This is a genomic window from Mesorhizobium sp. B2-7-3 (assembly GCF_006440715.1).
GTDB lineage: Bacteria > Pseudomonadota > Alphaproteobacteria > Rhizobiales > Rhizobiaceae > Mesorhizobium > Mesorhizobium australicum.
In genome coordinates, this window is the sequence record NZ_VFTY01000007.1 from 284,357 (window position 1) to 303,209 (window position 18,853).

Here is an 18,853-nt window from a genome sequence, read left to right on the forward strand (position 1 = left end):
AACAAAGCGTTAACTGCAAATTCGCCGCTCCGTGAGGGTTCGCCAAGCGCATGCCGTCCGAATATTCCTTCCTCGACGTCGCCGTGCTTGACGCGGTCCGCCAGCGGTTTGCCGCCGGCGACGCAATCGCGATCCTGTCGGTGGACCTCGAGCAGGTGATCTGGGCCAACGGGCCGGGCGCCGCCATGTTCGGCTATCCCGACATCGAAGCGATCATTGGGGCCTCGGCGCGGCTGCCGCTGGTCGCACGCCGCCAGATCATGGCGACCAGCGGTTTTCCCCAGATCGGCGTCGATCGATCGATTACCGTGCGCCTGGCGACCGGCATGACCAGTCGCGCCGTCGGCTTTCTTGCCAGTGCCGTGACGCTACCCGACGGCGAGAATGCCATCATGCTGGCGGTGCCGGCCGCGCAGACCGGCTCGCGCAGTGCCGCCGAGATCGCCGGCCGGGCAATCAGCGGCTTTACCGAAGACGGCCATTTCATCGCCTTCATCGATGCCAAGGGCAATGTCGAGGCCGCCTCGGAGGGATTTTCGGCGCTCGGCATCCAGCCCGCGACACTGGCGGCCCTGGTGGCAGACGTCGCGGCCGAGGGCGAGCGCATCGTCAAGCGCCTCGTTCCGGGCGGCAGGACCTCCTACCCCGCCGGTCTCGCCCGGCTGACGCCGGAGCGGCATCTGCTGGTGGTGATAGACGAGGACCAACTCGAGGACAGCGCGGCTCCGGCAGACGGTTCGCCCGCGACCACGGAAAGCCCTGCCGAGGAGGTTGGCGTTCGGATGGTGGGAACCGCCGCGACAGAGGCGAGCGAGCAGTTGCCCGTCGCTGCCGCGACCGAGCACGAACACGTCCCTTCCGAACCCATGGCTGGCGAGATGCCGGAGCCGACAGCGCGGGAAATCGAGGAGCCGGCCGGGCCGACACCCGCTGCCGCCGACAATGATCAGCCGGCGGCCGGCACGCCGGGGCAGCACGATCATTGGTATTTCAATGCCGGAGAAGACGACGCGCCAGCCGCGCCGGAACCGAAACGCGTGGCAGAGGCGGTCGGCACCGAAGCTGCGGCGCACAGCGTAAAGCAAGACGAGGCCACCTCGCCCGTAGCCCCGACCGCGACCGTGGTCACCCGGACGATAGACCGCTCGGCCGCACCGCTGCGTTTTGTCTGGCGGACCGACGCCGAGGGTAAGTTCAGCGCCCTGTCGCCGGAATTCGCCGATATCGTCGGCCATCCGGCCGCCGACGTGATCGGCCGGCGCTTCCGGGATGTGGCGGCGGCCTTCGGCCTTGATGCATCCGGCGAGATCTCCGGCCTGCTGGAGCGGCGCGACACCTGGTCCGGCCGCTCGGTGCTGTGGCCGGTCGTCGGTACCGACCTGAAGATCCCTGTCGACCTGGCGGCATTGCCTGTCTATGGGCGCGGCCGCGCCTTCGAAGGCTTTCGCGGCTTCGGCGTCGCGCGAAGCGGGGATGCGGTCGTCGATCCGGAAGCGATCGGCATGGCCCTGGTGCCCAATGGCGAGATGCCGGCGGCACCCAAGCCGAAAACCGTGGAGACAATGCCGGAAGACCCAAAGGCCGAAGAACCAAAAGCATCGGATCCGTTCAAGGGCGAAGTGCCGGCGCTGACCATCGTCCCGAAACCGGAGCGGCGCTTTGCCGACAAGGTCATCCGGTTGGCCGAACACCGGCAGCCGGCCAACGACAAGGGACTGTCCTCGCTGGAACGCAGCGCATTCCGCGAGATCGGCGAGCGGCTGAAAAAAGACAGTTCCACGGCAGAGCCGCCGGCGGCAGCCGAGCCGGCAAGGCAGGCGGAACAAGGTGCCGGAGCAGGGTCTTTGCCCGGGCCGCACGACGCGGCCAAGGCGGAGGCCGATGCGGAGCCGCGGGCGGATATCGCCGACCCGAATGCCGGACCAGCAGGCTCGAGCCAGGAACCGGCGAGCGGCCCGGCGCATGAGATGGCAGCGCCCGATACGGAAGACGAGCCGGATGCGGGCGAATTTTCCCCAAGCGATGCCGAGGATCAGAGGGATCTGGCGCGGCTCGACGGTGCGCAACCGGACCAGGCCGAACAACAGGCGCCGGCCTCCGGATCCCCGCCGCCGGAGGCCTCGGGCTCCCTGCTCGACTATGCCGCCCACGATAGCGACAAAGAGGCGGCGACGGCCGAGGATGGCGAGGCTGCGGCGCAGGCAGAACCTGCCCAGGCACCGGCCGATGACGACAGCATGACGTCAGACGATTTTCGCGACGCCGAGGATGACGAGGATTGGGCCGGCGACGCAGCAACTGCATCCGGCGATCAAGCGATTGCGGCCACCGGCGGAACCGGCGGCACGCATCACGCGGCCGAGACGCTCATCCAGCCGCCACGGCTGCAGGTACCGCCGCTCAAGACCGAAGGGTTCATGCCGTCGGCTTTTTCCGTCGGCACAGAAAACAAGACGCCCGATACATCGCTGCTCGGCAAGCTGCCGGTGCCGCTGATCATCCATTCAGGCGACCAGTTGCACTATGCCAACGAGGAATTCCTCGACCTGACCAGGTACGCGACGCTGGAGGACCTCGAGGATGCGGGCGGCCTCGGCGCTTTGTTTGCCGATCCCTATGCCGATGACGGCGCCTCCGACGGCAGCGACCGGGCGCTGCGGCTGAAGACGCGCGACGGGCAGGAATTCCCGATCGACGCCATCCTGCGCTCCGTGCCCTGGCGCGACGGCAAGGCCCTGATGCTGGTCGTCCGCCGTTCCGGCGAGGATGATGCGCCTGTGGCCCTGCACGCGATCGGCGAGGAGCCGACGCAGCCCGACATTTCCGAGCTCAAGGCACGCATCGCCGAGATGCGCACCATCATCGACACAGCTACCGACGGGGTCGTGCTGATCGGCAGCGACGGCACCATCCGTTCGATCAGCCGCCCGGCCGAGGCGCTGTTCGGTTTCGACAGCGACGAGGTGACCGGCAAGCCCTTCGCCTCGCTGTTTGCCATCGAGAGCCAGCGCGCGGCGCGCGACTATCTCACCGGCCTGTCGGAGCCTGGTGTGGCGAGCGTCTTGAATGACGGCCGCGAGGTGATCGGCCGCGAAGCACAGGGACGCTTCATCCCGCTGTTCATGACCATCGGCCGGTTGCCCAACGACAGCGGCTTCTGTGCCGTGGTGCGCGACATCACGCAGTGGAAGCGAGCCGAAGAGGATCTCACCCAGGCGCGCGCGGTGGCCGAACGCGCCTCCTCGCAGAAGACAGATTTCCTCGCCCGCATCAGCCATGAGATCCGCACGCCGCTCAACGCCATCATCGGCTTTTCCGAACTGATGGTCGACGAGAAGTTCGGGCCGGTGGCCAATGACCGCTACCGCGATTATCTGCGCGACATCAACCGCTCGGGCAACCACGTGCTCGATCTGGTCAACGACCTCCTGGATATCTCGAAGATCGAGGCCGGCCAGCAGGAAATGGCTTATGAGGCGGTGTCGCTCAACGATACACTGGCCGAAACCGTGGCGATGATGCAGCCCCAGGCCAACCGCGAACGCGTCATCATCCGCTCCAGCTTCGCCTCGCGGCTGCCGGAAGTGGTGGCGGACCTGCGCAGCGTGCGCCAGATCGCGCTCAACATCCTGTCCAACGCCGTGCGCTATACCCAGGCCGGCGGCCAGGTGATCGTCTCGACCGCCTACGAGACCTCGGGCGACGTCGTCATGCGGGTCCGCGACACCGGCATCGGCATGAGCCAGGCCGAGATCGAGCAGGCGCTGAAGCCGTTCAAGCAGATCAATGCGCTGAAGCGTGGGCGCGGCGACGGCACCGGCCTTGGCCTGCCGCTGACCAAGGCGATGGTGGAAGCCAACCGCGCCCGCTTCACCATCAATTCGACGCCCGGCGAAGGCACGCTGGTGGAGGTTGCGTTTCCCTCGACCCGGGTGCTCGCGGAATAGCAAGCCAAGAAAAAAGGCGCCCGGTAAGGACGCCTTAGGAAATTGGATTGCTGTCACAACGGGGGCTTGAGCTGAATTCAGATCCTCGGGGCTGAGGAACGGGATTTCTCCCTCAAGTTACGTGCGACTATCGACGCCGGGCCTTAACAAGTCCTTACCGGGGCGCCAAAAAATTTACGAATGTGTACCACTCGTGAAATCTAGGTAAATTCGTGCGACATATTTCGTTAACCATGGCGGTCGTGGTCACTGCGCGAGCTGCGGCAAGTCGCGGAACAGTTCCAGCGCTTCCGGGTTGGCCAGCGCTTCCTTGTTCTTGATGGCGCGGCCGTGGACCACGTCGCGCACCGCAAGCTCGGTGATCTTGCCCGACTTGGTGCGGGGGATGTCGGAGACGGCGACGATCCTGGCCGGAACATGGCGTGGGCTGGCGCCGCTGCGGATCTTGGCCCGGATGCGCTTTTCAAGATCGTCGTCGAGCTTGACGCCGGCGGCAAGCCGCACGAACAGCACGACGCGCACATCATTGTCGAAATCCTGGCCGATGCACAGCGCCTCCAGGATTTCCGGCATCTGCTCGACCTGGTTGTAGATCTCGGCCGTGCCGATGCGCACACCGCCGGGGTTGAGCGTCGCGTCGGAGCGGCCATGGATGACCATGCCGCCATGATCGGTCCATTCGGCGAAATCGCCATGGCACCAGACATTGTCGAAACGCTCGAAATAGGCCGCCTGGTATTTCCTGCCGTCGGGATCGTTCCAGAAGCCGATCGGCATGGACGGGAAAGCCCTGGTGCACACCAGCTCCCCCTTCTCCTGCCGGACCGGCTTGCCGTCATCGTCCCAGACGTCGACGGCGAGGCCGAGGCCCGGCCCCTGGATCTCGCCGGTCCAGACCGGCTGGGTCGGCACGCCGAGCACGAAGCACGAGACGATATCGGTGCCCCCGGACACCGAGGCAAGGTGCACGTCCTTCTTGATGCCATCATAGACGAAGCGGAAATCCTCGGGCGAAAGCGGCGATCCGGTGGAGGATATGGCGCGTATCGTCGACAGATCATGGCTGCGGATCGGCTTGAGGCCGGCCTTGCGCACGGAATCGATGAACTTGGCCGAGGTGCCGAAAAAGGTCATCTTCTCGGCATCGGCGAAATCGAACAGCACATTGCCGTCGGGATAGAACGGAGAACCGTCGTAGAGCAGCAACGTGGCGCCGGAAGCGAGGCCCGAAACCAGCCAGTTCCACATCATCCAGCCGCAGGTGGTGAAATAGAAGAAGCGATCGCCATCGCCGAGGCCGGCATGCAACCGGTGTTCCTTGACATGCTGAATGAGCGTGCCGCCGGCCGAATGGACGATGCATTTGGGAATGCCGGTGGTACCGGACGAAAACAGGATATAGAGCGGATGCGAAAACGGCAGCCGCTCGAAGGTGACGGGCCTGACGGCAAAGGGCGACAGGGCCTCTTCCATCGCCACCGCCTTGTCGATGGTATCAGCCACGTCGGCGGAGGTGCCGAGATAGTCGACGAGCAGGACTTTGCGGACGCCGCCGAGCCTGGCCGCGACCGCCTTGATCTTGTCGGCGACCTCGATCGCCTTGCCATTATACCAATAGCCGTCCGGCGCGATGAAGATGACTGGCTCGATCTGGCCGAACCTATCGAGTACGCCCTGCTCGCCGAAATCGGGAGAACAGGATGACCACACCGCCCCGATGGAGGCCGCCGCCAGCATGGCGGCGACGGCCTCGGGCATGTTGGGCATCATCGCCGCTATACGGTCACCCTTCTTCACCTTGAGCGACAGGAAAAGCTGCTGCAGGCGCGAGACCAGGCCATGCAGTTCATTCCACGACAGCCGCCTCTCGACCTTGTCCTCGCCGCGAAAGACGATGGCCTCGCCAGCGCCCGTCTTTTTCAGAAGGTTTTCGGCGAAATTCAAAGACGCGTCCGGAAAGAAAGAGGCGCCGGGCATCTTCTCGCCGTCGAGCAGCAGTCGTTCACCCTTGTCGCCTTCAAGACCGCAGAAATCCCAGACGAGACCCCAGAACGCCTCCCGGTTCTCGACCGACCAGAGGTGGAGGTCGGCATAGGACGAGAATGGACTGCCGGTACTCGCTGCCGCGGCCTTCATGAAAGCGGTCAATGGCGAGGCATCAATCTGGTCTTGCGTCGGGGTCCAGAGCGGTAGTTCGCCAGCCATGATCGATCCTCCCACGGTCGCCATCGCTTATGCATATCGCTGCGCGGCAGAGCAAGATTTTGTTGGGCCGATGCGGTCAGGTGTGCGCAAATGCCATCGCCGGGCCATAAAGACTTGAAATGCGTCGGCCCTAAGTCGTAGTGACGACAGGGGTTATACCCGTCGGACGCTCGTTTTTGTCGGAATGGAAGCATACGGGGCTATATGCCATCATCCTTGATCCGCCGCGGAGTATGGGCGATCGGCGCTGCCGCGATCGTCATCGCTCTGGTGGTCGCGGCCCTGCCGCTGATCGCCTCGACGCGGATCGTGCGTGACCGCATCGCGTGGGAATTGAGCGCCTGGAGTGGCTTTCGGGTTGCCATCGAGGGGTCGCCACGAATCGAGGTCTGGCCGAATTTCCGCGCGATCCTGACCGATGTGACGCTGTCAAAATGGACCGACGGCGATGCGCCGCCGGTCGTCGAAGCCGAACGGGTCGAAGTCGACCTCTCGGCCATGGCGGCATTGCAGGGCGATGTGGTGTTTTCCACGGCACGGCTGGTGCGGCCGACGATCCGGGTCCAGCGCACGGCGGACGGTCTGTTCCTGCCCACGGCGCCGACCGGCGGGCGCATCGCGCGCTCCATCGATGCGGCCCGTGGCCTGGTCAACGCCGACCCCGCCAAGCCCGACCTCGACAAGCTGCCGGCCGACACGTTCGGCACTGTGGAGTTCAGGGACGGCCGCATGGTGGCGTCCGTCAACGGCAAGGATGAAGAGATCCTGAGCAGTCTTAGCGGCCAGGCCAACTGGGCGGCGATGAACAGCAATGCAACACTGTCCGCGACCGGGATCTGGCGTGGCGAAAGCGTGACCGTGGATGCTGCCTCGCCGAGGCCGCTGGTGCTGTTTGCCGGGGGCATGGCGCCGCTGACCCTGTCCTTCAAGGCGGCGCCGGCCACCTTCTCCTTCGACGGCACGGCCAGCATGTCCGAAAACGCCTATTTCGACGGCCAGGTGAAATTCGCGGCACCTTCGCTGCGCCGCGTACTGGAATGGTCGCAGGCGGGCATCGCGCCGAGCGCCGCGATCGGCTCGATCAGCATTTCGAGCAAGGTCACGGCATCGGCCGGACGCGTCAAGTTCGAGAACACGGCGCTGGCGCTGGACAACAATCCGGGCATGGGTGCGCTGGACGTGTCGCTTGGCGAGGCACAGCCGGTGATCTCGGGCACGCTTGCCTTCGACACGCTCGACCTCAGGTCGTTTCTATCCGCCTTCACGTCGCTGGGACCGGCGAGCAGCGGCGAACCAGGTCAGATCGACACGAGTTTCGCCGACCGGGTCAACCTCGATCTCAGGCTGTCGGCGGCGCATGCCACCGCAGGGAGCATCCAGCTTGCCGATGTCGCAGCCACCGCGCAGGTCAAGGATGGCCTTTCCGTCTTCGACATCTCCGACGCCTCCGCCTTCGGCGGCAACATCCAGACCAGCCTTCGTTTCGACCGCAAGCCCGAGGGCACCCAGGTCGAGATCCGGCTGCTGGCCTCCGATGTCGATGGCGGGGCGTTCGGCACCGCGGCCGGGATGACCCGGCTGGTGCCGGTCGGCACGGGCACCGTCTCGGTCATCCTCAAGGGACCGGGAAGGACCTGGGATTCGGTTTTTGAGAACGCCGACGGCTCGGTCTCGGCGACCTTTGGCCCTGGCGCGCTCAGCAAGTTCAACCTGCCGGCCTTTCTCAAGCATACCGAACAAGGCGGCTTCTTCGCGCTCGACGATGTCTCGGACGGGACGCTGCCCATCGATGGCGCCGAAGTGAAGGCAACCATTTCGCGAGGCGTGGCCAGACTGGACAAGGCCGAGGCCAATTCGGCGAAATACAAGATATGGCTTTCCGGCATCGCATCCTACGCAGGACGCGGACTGGCGTTGTCGGGCGGTGTCATCCAGCCGGATCAGCCAGCAACGCAGAAGAGCGGCCAGCAGGGACCCAACCAGTCGTCGTTTTTCGTCGGCGGAACCTGGAGCACGCCGTTCATTTCGCCCATCAGCCGCGGCGTTTCGGGCGAATAAGGCCCGGCCCTCAGTTGAAACGCTTCTAACCGCGTTGCGCGGCCCGCTCGTCAAGCTGCCGCTGTACCTCGCGCCGCTTATTGGCGACGGAAGCGATGATGACGCCAACCGTGACGATCGCGATCAGAAGGGTGCAGGCGGCATTGATCTCCGGCGTCACACCGAGGCGGACCTGGCTGTAGATCTTCATCGGCAGCGTGGTGGCGCCAGGGCCGGAAGCAAAGCTGGCGATGACCAGGTCGTCTAGTGACAGCGTGAAGGCCAGCATCCAACCAGACACGATCGCTGGCAGAATGACTGGCAGGGTGATCTGGAAAAAGGTCTTCACGGGCGGCGCGCCGAGATCCATGGCGGCTTCTTCCAGCGAGCGATCGAAACTGACAAGCCGCGACTGCACGACAACAGCGACAAAGCACATCGTGAAGGTGATATGCGCGAGGATCACGGTCGTCATGCCGCGATCCATGCCGATGGCGACAAACAGCAGGAGCAGCGACAGGCCGGTAATGACGTCAGGCATGACCAATGGTGCGAAGATCATGCCGGAGAACAGGACCCTGCCCCGGAAGCGTGTGTAGCGGGTCAGCGCCAGGGCCCCCATTGTGCCGAGAACGGTCGCCACGGTCGCTGAAATCAGACCGACGCGGATGGTCACCCATGCGGCGTCCATCAGGCCCTGATTGTGGAACAGCGATACGTACCATTTGGTGGAAAAGCCGCCCCAGACGGTGACGAGCTTGGACTCGTTGAAGGAAAAGACGACGAGCAGCACGATCGGCAAATAGAGAAAGGCAAAACCGAGCGTGATCGAAGTGATGTTGAAGCGGCTCCAGGTGGTGTTCATTTGCCCTGCTCCTGCGCGCGGGCCTGGGCATGCTGGAACAACACGATCGGTACGATCAGCAGCAACAGCAGGATGACGGCAACGGCCGACGACACCGGCCAGTCACGATTGGCGAAAAACTCGTTCCACAGCGTCTTGCCGATCATCAGCGTCTGCGAGCCGCCGAGCAAATCGGGGATGACGAACTCGCCGACGGCCGGGATGAACACCAGCAGGCAGCCGGCTATGACGCCGGGCAGCGACAGCGGAAAAGTGATCTTCCAGAAGGCTGACGTCGGCGGGCAGCCGAGGTCCTTGGCTGCCTCGATCAGCGAATAGTCCATTTTTTCCAGCGACGAATAAAGCGGCAGCACCATGAACGGCAGGTAGGAATAGACGATGCCTATGAAGATGGCCGTGTAGGTGTTGAGGATCACCAGCGGCTGGTTGATGATGTGCAGCGACAAGAGCAGCTGGTTGAGCAGGCCCTCGGGCTTGAGAATGCCGATCCAGGCATAGACGCGGATCAGGAACGACGTCCAGAACGGCAGGATGACCAGCATCAGCAATGTCGGGCGGATTGTCGCCGGAGCGCGCGCCATGCCATAGGCGATGGGATAGCCAACCAGCAGGGTCAGCACCGTCGAGATGGCAGCGATGACCACGCTGGTGAGATAGGCCTTGAAATAGAGTGCGTCCTGCGTCAGCCAGACATAATTGTCGAAGTTGAGGTCGCGAAAGCCGGCGAAGAAACCGGAAACGCCGTCCCTGAAATCGAGCACCGGCGTATAGGGTGGCATGGCGATAGCCGTCTGCGACAACGAGATCTTGAAGACGATGACAAAGGGGACAAGAAAGAAGAACAGCAGCCAGAGATAGGGAACGATGATGACGAGCCGGCTGACGAAGCCGGCACCGAGCCGCGTCAGGAACGGATTGGCGGCGGTCGGTGGCGCGGCGGCATCGGTAACGGCGATGTTGGACATGGCCGTCCCCTACCGTGCCAGCACGACGCCGGCGTCGGGCCGGAAAGACACCCAGGCACGGTCGTTCCAGGTCAGTGGATCCTCGGTCACACGGGCCGCGTTCAAGGCGCTTGCCCGCACGATCTGCCCGTCGTCCAGCCTGACGTGATAGACAGTCATGTCGCCGAGATAGGCGATGTCGTAAACCTCACCTTCCAGCGCGTTGACGGCATCGGCCGGCTTCTTAGACGAGACCCTGATCTTCTCCGGCCTGACGGCGAAGACGATGTCCGCATTGGCCTTCGCAGCCGCGCCACCGTTCTCGACGACGATCTGAGCTCCGCTTGGACCTGTAATGCGCGTCGTGTTGGCCGCCTGTTCGGCAACCTTGCCCTCGAACATGTTCACGTTGCCGACGAAATGGGCGACGAAGCGCGAGGTCGGGGCTTCATAGACTTCCGGCGGCGTCGCCACCTGCATCACCTCGCCCTTATCCATGATGGCGATGCGATCGGCCATCGTCATCGCCTCTTCCTGATCATGGGTGACGACGACGAAGGTGAGACCAAGCTCCTGCTGCAGATCCATCAGTTCGAACTGAGTTTCCTCGCGCAGTTTCTTGTCGAGCGCGCCGAGCGGCTCGTCGAGCAGCAGCACCTTCGGTCGCTTGGCTACCGAGCGGGCAAGCGCGACGCGCTGGCGCTGGCCGCCGGAAAGCTGGTGCGGCTTGCGCTTGGCGAACTGCTCGAGCTTGACCAGCTTCAGCATGTCGGCGACGCGTTTTTCGATATCCGGCTTCGGCATGCCTTCCTGTTTGAGACCGAAGGCGATGTTCTTCTCGACGGTCATATGCGGGAACAAGGCATAAGACTGGAACATCATGTTGACCGGCCGGCGATAGGGCGGAATGCCGCGCAGATCCTGGCCGTCGAGCAGGATGCGCCCGGCCGTCGGCTCCTCGAAGCCGGCAAGCATCCTGAGCAGCGTCGACTTTCCGCAACCCGATGCGCCAAGCAGAGCGAAGAATTCACGCTCGAAAATGGTCAGCGACAGATTGTTGACGGCGGTAAAGTCACCAAACTTCTTGGTGACATTGTCGAACTGGATATATGGCTTGGCGTTCGGGTCGTTCCATGGCGCGAAGTCCCTGCGGATGCTGCCAAGCGATTTCATATCCCCACTCCGTGCTTTTTTATTCCCCAAAAGAAATCGACCCCGGCAGTTGGCTGCCGGGGTCGCGCCGGATTGCCTACTGGCCGGTGACGATCTTGGTCCAGCTGCGCGTGACGATGCGCTGGGTCTTGGGATCGTAAGGCTGGGTGGTATAGAGCTTCTGCAAGGTCGCGGCGTCCGGATAGACCGACGGATCGTCGAGCAGCGCCTTGTCCACGAATTGCTGCGATGCCTTGTTGCCGTTGGCATAAAGGACATAGTTCGACGACTTGGCGATCACTTCCGGCGTCATCATGTAGTTGATGAATTCAAGCGCCTCGGCGACGTGCGGCGCGTCGGCGGGGATCGCCATCTGATCGAACCACATCTGGGCGCCTTCCTTCGGCACGGAATAGCCGATTTCCACGCCTTGCTTGGCCTCGACCGCGCGGTTGCGAGCCTGGAACACGTCACCCGACCAGCCGACCGCCAGGCAGATATCGCCATTGGCAAGTGCGTTGATGTATTCGGACGAGTGGAACTTCCTGATATAGGGACGGACCTTGAGAAGAGCTTCCTCGGCCTTGGCGATATCGTCGGGCGACGTGCTGTTGGGGTCGAGACCGAGGTACTTCAGCGCCGCCGGCAGGATGTCGGATGGAGAATCCAGCACATAGACGCCGCAATCCTTCAATTTGGCCAGGCTATCGGGGTTGAAGAAGGTATCCCAGCTGTCGATCTTGTCGGTGCCGAGCGCTGCCTGCACTTTCTTGGTGTTGTAGCCGATGCCGACCGTGCCCCACATGTAATTGACCGAGTATTCGTTGCCGGGATCGTATTTGGCGGTGCGCTCCGTAACCGTGTCCCACATGTTGGAGAGGTTCGGCAGCTTCGACTTGTCGAGTTTCTGGAACACACCGGCCTGGATCTGGCGGGCCAGGAAATTGCCGCTCGGCACGACGACGTCGTAGCCGCTGCCGCCGGCGAGCAGCTTGGTTTCGAGGATCTCGTTGGAATCGAACGTATCGTAAACGACCTTGATGCCGGTTTTCTTGGTGAAATCATCGATGATCGAACTGTCGATGTAATCCGACCAGTTGAAGACGTTGACGACGCGGTCCGCGGCGTGACCGGCGGGCGTCAAAAGCGCCAGAAATACCGAGGTTGCCGAAAGCCAGAGCGCTTTGCGGATCATGCTATTCTCCTTTGGTGAGTGTTCCATTGCCGGCGCGTCGCGACATGCTCGCGCGGCCGGGCATTTGCTTTAGACTGTTGAGCTTTCCAGAGGTCGACGACCGCCATTCGGCACGCTGCCGACGGCCGCCCACTCGGTCGGGGCGGGAAGGAATTGCGATGCCGTCAGAAGCTTTCGCCGCCGTACGGTCAGAGATACTAGAATGTGGTCCGGTCTCGATCGGGCCGCCGGGGAGACTTGGCAAGATACGCCTGTCTTGTTGTTGCCGTGTTCCCAGCCTGCCCGGGTGGCAGCGACATTGTCAATGGGCAAAGCTTCGGCGCCCGCATCAATTAGGCGAAGGCACCCCGGTGACCCCAGCCCGCTGAGGCCGCGCCTGGCGCTTGAATTCGAGCCCGATATGGACAAGCAGCGCCGTGACCACCACCGCGCCGCCGACGATGGTGCGCCCGGACGGCACCTCGGAATGGATGAGCCAGACCCATATCGGCCCCAGGATCGGCTCGAACGTGCCGAGCAACGCCGCGATAGCCGCCGGGATCAAGCGCGCGCCAGTGGCGAAGAATGCAAGGCCAAGGCCGAGATTGACCACGCCGAAGACGAGGAGAAGGCCCATGTCGCCGGCCGACACCGCGAACGTCGAGGCCTGCGAGGCAGCGAAGCCCGCCGCCAGAATCGTGCCGAGACAGGTCGCCGGCGTCATGCGGACGCTGGAGAAGCGCCGGGTGATGACGGTGGCGATCGAGAACATGAACGCGATCAGCAGCGCCAGTCCATCGCCTATGGGCGAGACGGCGCCGTCAACAGATTCAGACACCATGATGGCGACGCCGGCGATGACGGCGACGATTGCTATCCAGGTCGCGACGGTTACCTTTTCGCGGAACAGCGCCCAGGCAAACAGGGCCGCCAGAAGCGGCACGCCGGCTTGCATCAAAAGAATATTGGCGACGGTGGTATAGGCAAGCGCCACCACGAACGAGGTCGACGCAATGGCGAAGCAGAACCCCACCGCAATGCCTGGCAGGCCCATGTCGCGGAATGATTTCAGCATGCCGCGCCAGCCGTCACGCCAGACCATGAAGCAAAGCAGGAAGACGGCAGCCCACGCGGAGCGCCAGAATATCACGGTCCAACTGTCGCCGACCGTGATGAACCGGGCGATGGTGCCGCCGAAACTCCACATCAGTGCCGACAGGAACACCAGAAGGAAGCCGATGCGCTCCTCGCGCGGCGGGATGGCCGCGGACGTGGCGATCTGCCTTGATGTGGTGTCGGTCATGGGCGCGACTGTCGAGATTTTGAGGACGGCACGATGCGCAGGAGACGACAAGAACGTACCCTGTTCGCGTACCGCAAAGGCATTGGCGAGGCGTGATCCAGTGCAGTGTTCCGTTTGGCGCACTGCCGGCACCCTACCGGCGCGCCCGACAACAGTCAGCAGCGCTTGGGCGACGCCTACGACGTGCGCTTGTTGCCGCGAATGAAGCGCCAGACTCCGGCCAAGGGAACCAGCAAGATCAAACCGAATTTCTTCAGCGCAATGAGCGCCACGGCCAGAAGGCCCGCCTTCGCCGCCAATTTTCCCGCTATGAGGCCACCAATGCCAACTGCCGCAACTGTATCGGAGCCGGGTATGAAATCAGTGTATTTCTTGCCGGTATTGAAGGCGGCGAGGCCAAGGACTTCGTCCAGGCTTTGCCTTATCTCCGGCAATTGCTCCACCGTAGCGATATAACTCATCACAAAAACGCCCTCCTTACCCAGAAAACGGACGTCGTAGTTGAGCGTGTGGACGGTATCGTCTCCGAATTGCAGTTCCTTTGCCCAGTGCAAACGCTTGTTGACCGAGTCGTAGACTGGCGGCGAGGCCCAGCCGATCAAGGTAATGGGAGGAAAGCCATCCTTTGCCCTTTGATCGTTGCCTGACAATGTGTCCGCCTGCATGGTGCGCAGCAACTCGCCGTAGTCGATGGATGCGGCGTCGCCATCATCGACATAGCCTATCTTCTCCCATCGCAACTCTATGCCCCAATTACCGTCGGCAATGGGATCATATTTGGCCGGAAAGATCATGCCGACCGAATCGGCAGCGGAACTGGCAGGATTGCCCCAGGCTTCTGTCAAAACAGAGGCAGTGTCTTTCTTGTTAAGAAAATAGAACTTATCGCCAAGGGTCAGGTGTACACCTTCGGCAAGATGCACCGTGCCGATCTTCGGCTCGATTTTGTCCAGGAAAGCCTTGCCGTCGTCATTGTACCCTTGGTAAGATTTAAAAAAATTCGAGGATTTTTCCGCCTGAGCGGGCCAGACCGAAAGGGCAAGGCCCAAACCAAGCCAAAGAGCTATCCGGCTCATCAATCCCCCGATCGCTGCACAGATTGTCGTTGATATCTTAACAGCAACGCTTAATCAATATTGCATCCGCTATATTTAGCGTGAAGGCTTATTGTCTTCCTGAGTAGGAAGCAGTCTTCTTCTTCGCGCGGCAAGTCACCACGACATCACTGAAAGTCGAAGGCACTCAGGCCGGTGACCATCTCGTCGAGGCCGAGCGGTCGCGTCACCGGCGGCTCGGCGCGCGCCAGGCAGCCGGCGCGCTCGCAAAGCCGGCAGGCGGGGCCGACAGGCGTCGCCGCGACGGTGCCCGCCCCCATCTTCGCGCCGGTCGCCGCGCCAGGCAGCACCGTGCCATAGACGATGTCGTCGCGAAAGCCGATGTCGCAGCCGAGCAGCAGTGCCGTGCGGCGGGGTCGTTCGGAGAACGCGCCTTGCGGCCCCTCCAGCGTGCGGGCGATGCACAGGAACTCGGCGCCGTCGGGCATTTCCACCGCCTCGACGAATATCTGGCCCGGCTGAGTGAAGGCGACATGCACGGGAAGCTTGGCACAGCCCCCGCCGAAGCGGCTTTGCGGAAAGCCCTGGCTGCCGGCCTTGCGGAAGCGGTTTCCCGCATTGTCGATCTCCAGCATGAAGAAGGGCACGCCGGAAGCAACTGGCCGCTGCAGCATGGTCAGCCGGTTTGCCGCCTGCTCGAAGGAAACGCCGAAGCGCGAGCGCAGGACATCAATGTCGTAGCGTGAGCGAACGGCCGCCGCGTGAAAGGGCTGATAGGGCATCATCAGCGCATGGGCGGCGTAGCGGCCGAGTTCGAAGCGGGCAAGGCGGCGCGCCTCGTCCGTGGTCAGCCTCAGTGCCTGGATCTCACCGGCGACCGCAACCGACATGCGGATCAGGCAGGCCTCCATCGCGACTTCACGCAACTGGTCGAACGGCGACAGACGCTCGGACAGGAACAGGCGCTGCGAGTGGCGGTCGTAGCGGCGGCGCCAGTTCGGCATGGTGGCGACCGGCAGAACCTTGACCACGATGCCGTATTCGCGCTTCAGCCATGCCTTCAAGGCGCCAAACAGGTCGTCGCCGGGATCGAGCACCGACGTGAACGCCTCGGCCTCTTCCTCGAGCGAGACGAAATGGTTCGGTCGCCGCTCGAAAATCTCGCGCACCTCGTCGATCGGCAGGCGGGCGCCAGAGAGGGCGGTCGCCCGGCCCTCGCGGGCCAGAAGCTCGTTGAGATCGGACAGCCGCTCGGCTTGCTCGCGATAGGCGCGGAACAGTTTTATCACCGCGGCGGAGGCGTTGGGCGCCGCCTCGGCGAACTCGATCAATTCCTGGTCTCCCGGCAGTTCGCCGACCAGCAGCGGATCGGTGAACACCTCCTTGAGGGCAGCGACCGATCCCCTTGCCTCGCCCTGAAGCTCATGCGGATCGACTTTGTAGACGGAGGCGAGCTTCAGGATCAATTGCACCGTCAGCGGCCGCTGGTTGCGCTCGATCAGGTTGAGGTAGGACGGCGAGATGCCGAGCCCCTCGGCCATCGCCGTCTGGGTCAGGCCCTTGGCGCCACGGATGCGGCGGATGCGCGGCCCAGCGAAAATCTTCTGGTCAGCCATCGCCAATCCTTGACAGGAATTTACACGCCGCCCGCTGCATCCCGTCTCCTTCGCTTTACAGGATTGACAAATTTACAGCGCCTTGCTGTCAAATACAACACAGGTTTTCTCTTATATCCGCCCGATTTTACTGATTTTTCTAGCCCATGCGGTGCCAGAATGTAAATTCAGTCACATAGAAGCAGCCCGAGAATTGGCTGTGCAGAAATCTTCGGAGTGACCAATGACTGATTTTTACAACCTCGTCCCCTCGGCGCCTGAAGGTCGCTTCGACGGCATTGAACGTCCCTATTCGCCGGAGGACGTGAAGCGGCTGCGCGGTTCGGTGCAGATTCGTCAGAGCCTTGCCGAAATGGGCGCCAACCGGCTGTGGAAACTCATCCACGAGGAGGACTTCGTCAACGCGCTCGGCGCCATGTCCGGCAACCAGGCGATGCAGCAGGTGCGCGCCGGGCTGAAGGCGATCTACCTGTCGGGCTGGCAAGTCGCCGCCGACGCAAACACCGCCTCGGCAATGTATCCGGACCAGTCGCTCTATCCGGCCAATGCGGCGCCCGAACTGGTCAAGCGCATCAACCGCACGCTGCAGCGCGCCGACCAGATCGAAACCTCCGAAGGCAAGGGGCTTTCTGTCGAGACCTGGTTCGCGCCGATCGTTGCCGACGCGGAAGCCGGCTTCGGCGGTCCGCTCAACGCCTTCGAGATCATGAAGGCGTTCATCGAGGCCGGTGCCGCTGGCGTCCATTACGAGGACCAGTTGGCGTCGGAGAAGAAGTGCGGCCATCTCGGCGGCAAGGTGCTGATCCCGACCGCGGCGCATATCCGCAACCTCAACGCGGCGCGGCTCGCGGCCGACGTGATGGCTACGCCCACCTTGGTCGTGGCACGCACGGACGCGGAAGCTGCAAAGCTGCTGACCTCCGATATCGATGAGCGCGACCAGCCCTTCGTCGACTATGATGCCGGCCGCACGGTGGAAGGCTTCTACCAGGTCCGGAACGGCATCGAGCCTTGCATCGCGCGGGCCATTGCCTATGCGCCGCACGCCGACCTGATCTGGTGCGAGACCTCGAAGCCCGACCTGGCGCAGGCCAAGAAATTCGCCGAGGGGGTGCGCAGGCACCATCCAGGCAAGCTGCTCGCCTACAATTGCTCGCCGTCGTTCAACTGGAAGAAGAATCTCGACGACGCGACGATCGCCAAGTTCCAGAGGGAACTGGGCGCCATGGGCTACAAGTTCCAATTCATCACGCTGGCCGGCTTCCACCAGCTCAACTACGGCATGTTCGAACTCGCCCGCGGCTACAAGGCGCGGCAGATGGCGGCCTATTCCGAGTTGCAGGAAGCGGAATTCGCGGCGGAAGCCAGTGGCTATACCGCGACCAAGCACCAGCGCGAGGTCGGCACCGGCTATTTCGACGCGGTCTCTATGGCGATCACCGGCGGCCGGTCGTCGACCACGGCCATGCATGAATCGACCGAGCACGCGCAGTTCAAGCCGGCCGCGGAATAGCGACCAGAAATACCGAGGAAACGCCCAACAGGGCCTCAGACACAGGAGAAGACCAATGGCATCGATAAGCCGCGTCAAGGAACGGGCCGAAGAGCAATCGACCACGATGAGCGTCGACCAGCAGGCGACAATCCGCATGCTGGCCAACGACCTGCACAGGCTCAACCAATCGGTGATGAAGGCGGTCGAGGCGGGCGTCTCGGTGGAGCTCGTGCGCTCCGCGAGGCACCATGGCGGCGACGGCAATTGGGGCGACCTGCTGATCCCGGTCATCGTTACACAACAAAGCCATGGCTGACCCGGAAGCGCTACAACCGGCCATTTGCCCGCGCCGCGTATGCGTAGGTGAATTTTATTTTCACGCAACCAAGCTATGGACAGGGCAGTACAGTACTGTTGCTTGAATCCACTGTGTGGGAGACGGTTTCAGAAGTCTTTTATTTCAACTTGACATAGGGTGCGATCTCACGCCAATTGTCCGCAGATTCAACTCTGCATTGAAATAGGGGCAAGATTCTTGGCCGACTTGGGTGCCTAGTGAGTGACGAGGGGGAGAGTACAAAACATCTGAATCGGGTGACCCGGGGTTCAAACATTGAGACGATCCGAGATCCTTCGCGGGTGCTTGTTGTCGGGAAGTCGCCGATCAATCGCGTCGTGGTGTCTAAAATCGTCGAGCGTTCCGGGCTCAAACCAATCTCGGAATCGCCTGAAATGGCGGTGAAGACCTTACGTTCGCTTATCCCCGGGGCGGTTGTCCTCGATGGTGGCCCCGACAACAAAGACTGCGACACGCTGATGTCCAGTATCGACACGTTGCGGCGAGCCGCGGGCAAGGCACTTCCTCCCGTGATCCTGCTTTCAACCAAGAATGGCACGCCCGAGAGCCTGGGCCTGGCGCATGTCGTCGACGCGGTGGTGGCCAAGCCGATCACGCCCGAACGGCTGCAACCGGTCATCGATCGCCTGACCGGCCGCTAAAACGATTCCAAAAGGCGAAAACCGTTTTTCCATCCAGAATTGCGCGAAAAAAGCAGTCGGA

General features: G+C 62.8%; 13 protein-coding genes. 5 read left to right on the plus strand and 8 right to left on the minus strand.

Annotated elements, in window-relative coordinates:
* Window positions 1-50: 50 nt before the first annotated feature.
* Window positions 51-3,947: a PAS domain S-box protein gene (locus FJW04_RS18305; RefSeq protein WP_140715797.1), complete on the plus strand. Its 3,897-nt coding sequence runs from the start codon at window positions 51-53 to the stop codon at window positions 3,945-3,947.
* A 246-nt stretch (window positions 3,948-4,193) separates the two neighbouring features.
* Here the strand turns inward: FJW04_RS18305 and FJW04_RS18310 are convergent, their stop codons facing one another.
* Window positions 4,194-6,152 (minus strand): acetoacetate--CoA ligase, encoded by a 1,959-nt coding sequence (locus FJW04_RS18310; RefSeq protein ID WP_140715799.1) that lies wholly within the window; start codon window positions 6,150-6,152, stop codon window positions 4,194-4,196.
* Window positions 6,153-6,356: 204 nt separating this feature from the next.
* On the opposite strand from FJW04_RS18310, the gene FJW04_RS18315 reads away from it, so the two are divergent.
* Entirely contained in the window at window positions 6,357-8,210 is a 1,854-nt protein-coding gene (locus tag FJW04_RS18315) for an AsmA family protein (RefSeq protein WP_140715801.1), read from the plus strand.
* A 25-nt stretch (window positions 8,211-8,235) separates the two neighbouring features.
* Here FJW04_RS18315 and FJW04_RS18320 read toward each other — a convergent pair whose 3' ends face one another.
* The 7 genes from FJW04_RS18320 to FJW04_RS18350 all read right to left on the minus strand — a co-directional run bounded on the left by FJW04_RS18320 (window position 8,236) and on the right by FJW04_RS18350 (window position 16,298).
* Window positions 8,236-9,054, minus strand: a complete 819-nt coding sequence (locus tag FJW04_RS18320) for an ABC transporter permease subunit (protein WP_015316315.1) — start codon at window positions 9,052-9,054, stop codon at window positions 8,236-8,238.
* The gene (locus FJW04_RS18325; RefSeq protein ID WP_140715803.1) at window positions 9,051-10,019 is read right to left on the minus strand and encodes an ABC transporter permease subunit; all 969 of its coding nucleotides are present in this window, start codon (window positions 10,017-10,019) and stop codon (window positions 9,051-9,053) included. The genes FJW04_RS18320 and FJW04_RS18325 overlap by 4 nt, the downstream gene beginning before the upstream one ends.
* A gap of 9 nt (window positions 10,020-10,028) precedes the next feature.
* On the minus strand, window positions 10,029-11,171 hold the full coding sequence (locus FJW04_RS18330) for an ABC transporter ATP-binding protein (RefSeq protein WP_015316313.1): 1,143 nt from the start codon (window positions 11,169-11,171) through the stop codon (window positions 10,029-10,031).
* Window positions 11,172-11,247: 76 nt separating this feature from the next.
* Window positions 11,248-12,345, minus strand: a complete 1,098-nt coding sequence (locus FJW04_RS18335; RefSeq protein WP_023772832.1) for a polyamine ABC transporter substrate-binding protein — start codon at window positions 12,343-12,345, stop codon at window positions 11,248-11,250.
* A 328-nt stretch (window positions 12,346-12,673) separates the two neighbouring features.
* Window positions 12,674-13,627 (minus strand): DMT family transporter, encoded by a 954-nt coding sequence (locus FJW04_RS18340; protein ID WP_140715805.1) that lies wholly within the window; start codon window positions 13,625-13,627, stop codon window positions 12,674-12,676.
* Between the two features lie 176 nt (window positions 13,628-13,803).
* Window positions 13,804-14,703, minus strand: coding sequence for a DUF2167 domain-containing protein (locus FJW04_RS18345; RefSeq protein ID WP_140715807.1), 900 nt, complete (start codon window positions 14,701-14,703; stop codon window positions 13,804-13,806).
* Window positions 14,704-14,849: 146 nt separating this feature from the next.
* Window positions 14,850-16,298 carry a helix-turn-helix domain-containing protein gene (locus tag FJW04_RS18350; RefSeq protein ID WP_140715809.1) on the minus strand — a complete coding sequence of 483 codons (1,449 nt, stop codon included), beginning with the start codon at window positions 16,296-16,298 and terminating at the stop codon, window positions 14,850-14,852.
* A 223-nt stretch (window positions 16,299-16,521) separates the two neighbouring features.
* Here FJW04_RS18350 and aceA point away from each other — a divergent pair, with 223 nt between their 5' ends.
* From aceA to FJW04_RS18365, 3 genes are all read left to right on the plus strand, one after another.
* Window positions 16,522-17,811, plus strand: coding sequence for an isocitrate lyase (aceA, locus tag FJW04_RS18355; protein ID WP_140715810.1), 1,290 nt, complete (start codon window positions 16,522-16,524; stop codon window positions 17,809-17,811).
* A 55-nt stretch (window positions 17,812-17,866) separates the two neighbouring features.
* A complete protein-coding gene (locus FJW04_RS18360) occupies window positions 17,867-18,109 on the plus strand; it encodes a hypothetical protein (protein WP_006202762.1) in 243 nt (80 codons plus the stop codon).
* A 269-nt stretch (window positions 18,110-18,378) separates the two neighbouring features.
* Window positions 18,379-18,792, plus strand: a complete 414-nt coding sequence (locus FJW04_RS18365; protein WP_167331149.1) for a response regulator — start codon at window positions 18,379-18,381, stop codon at window positions 18,790-18,792.
* Window positions 18,793-18,853 lie beyond the last annotated feature (61 nt).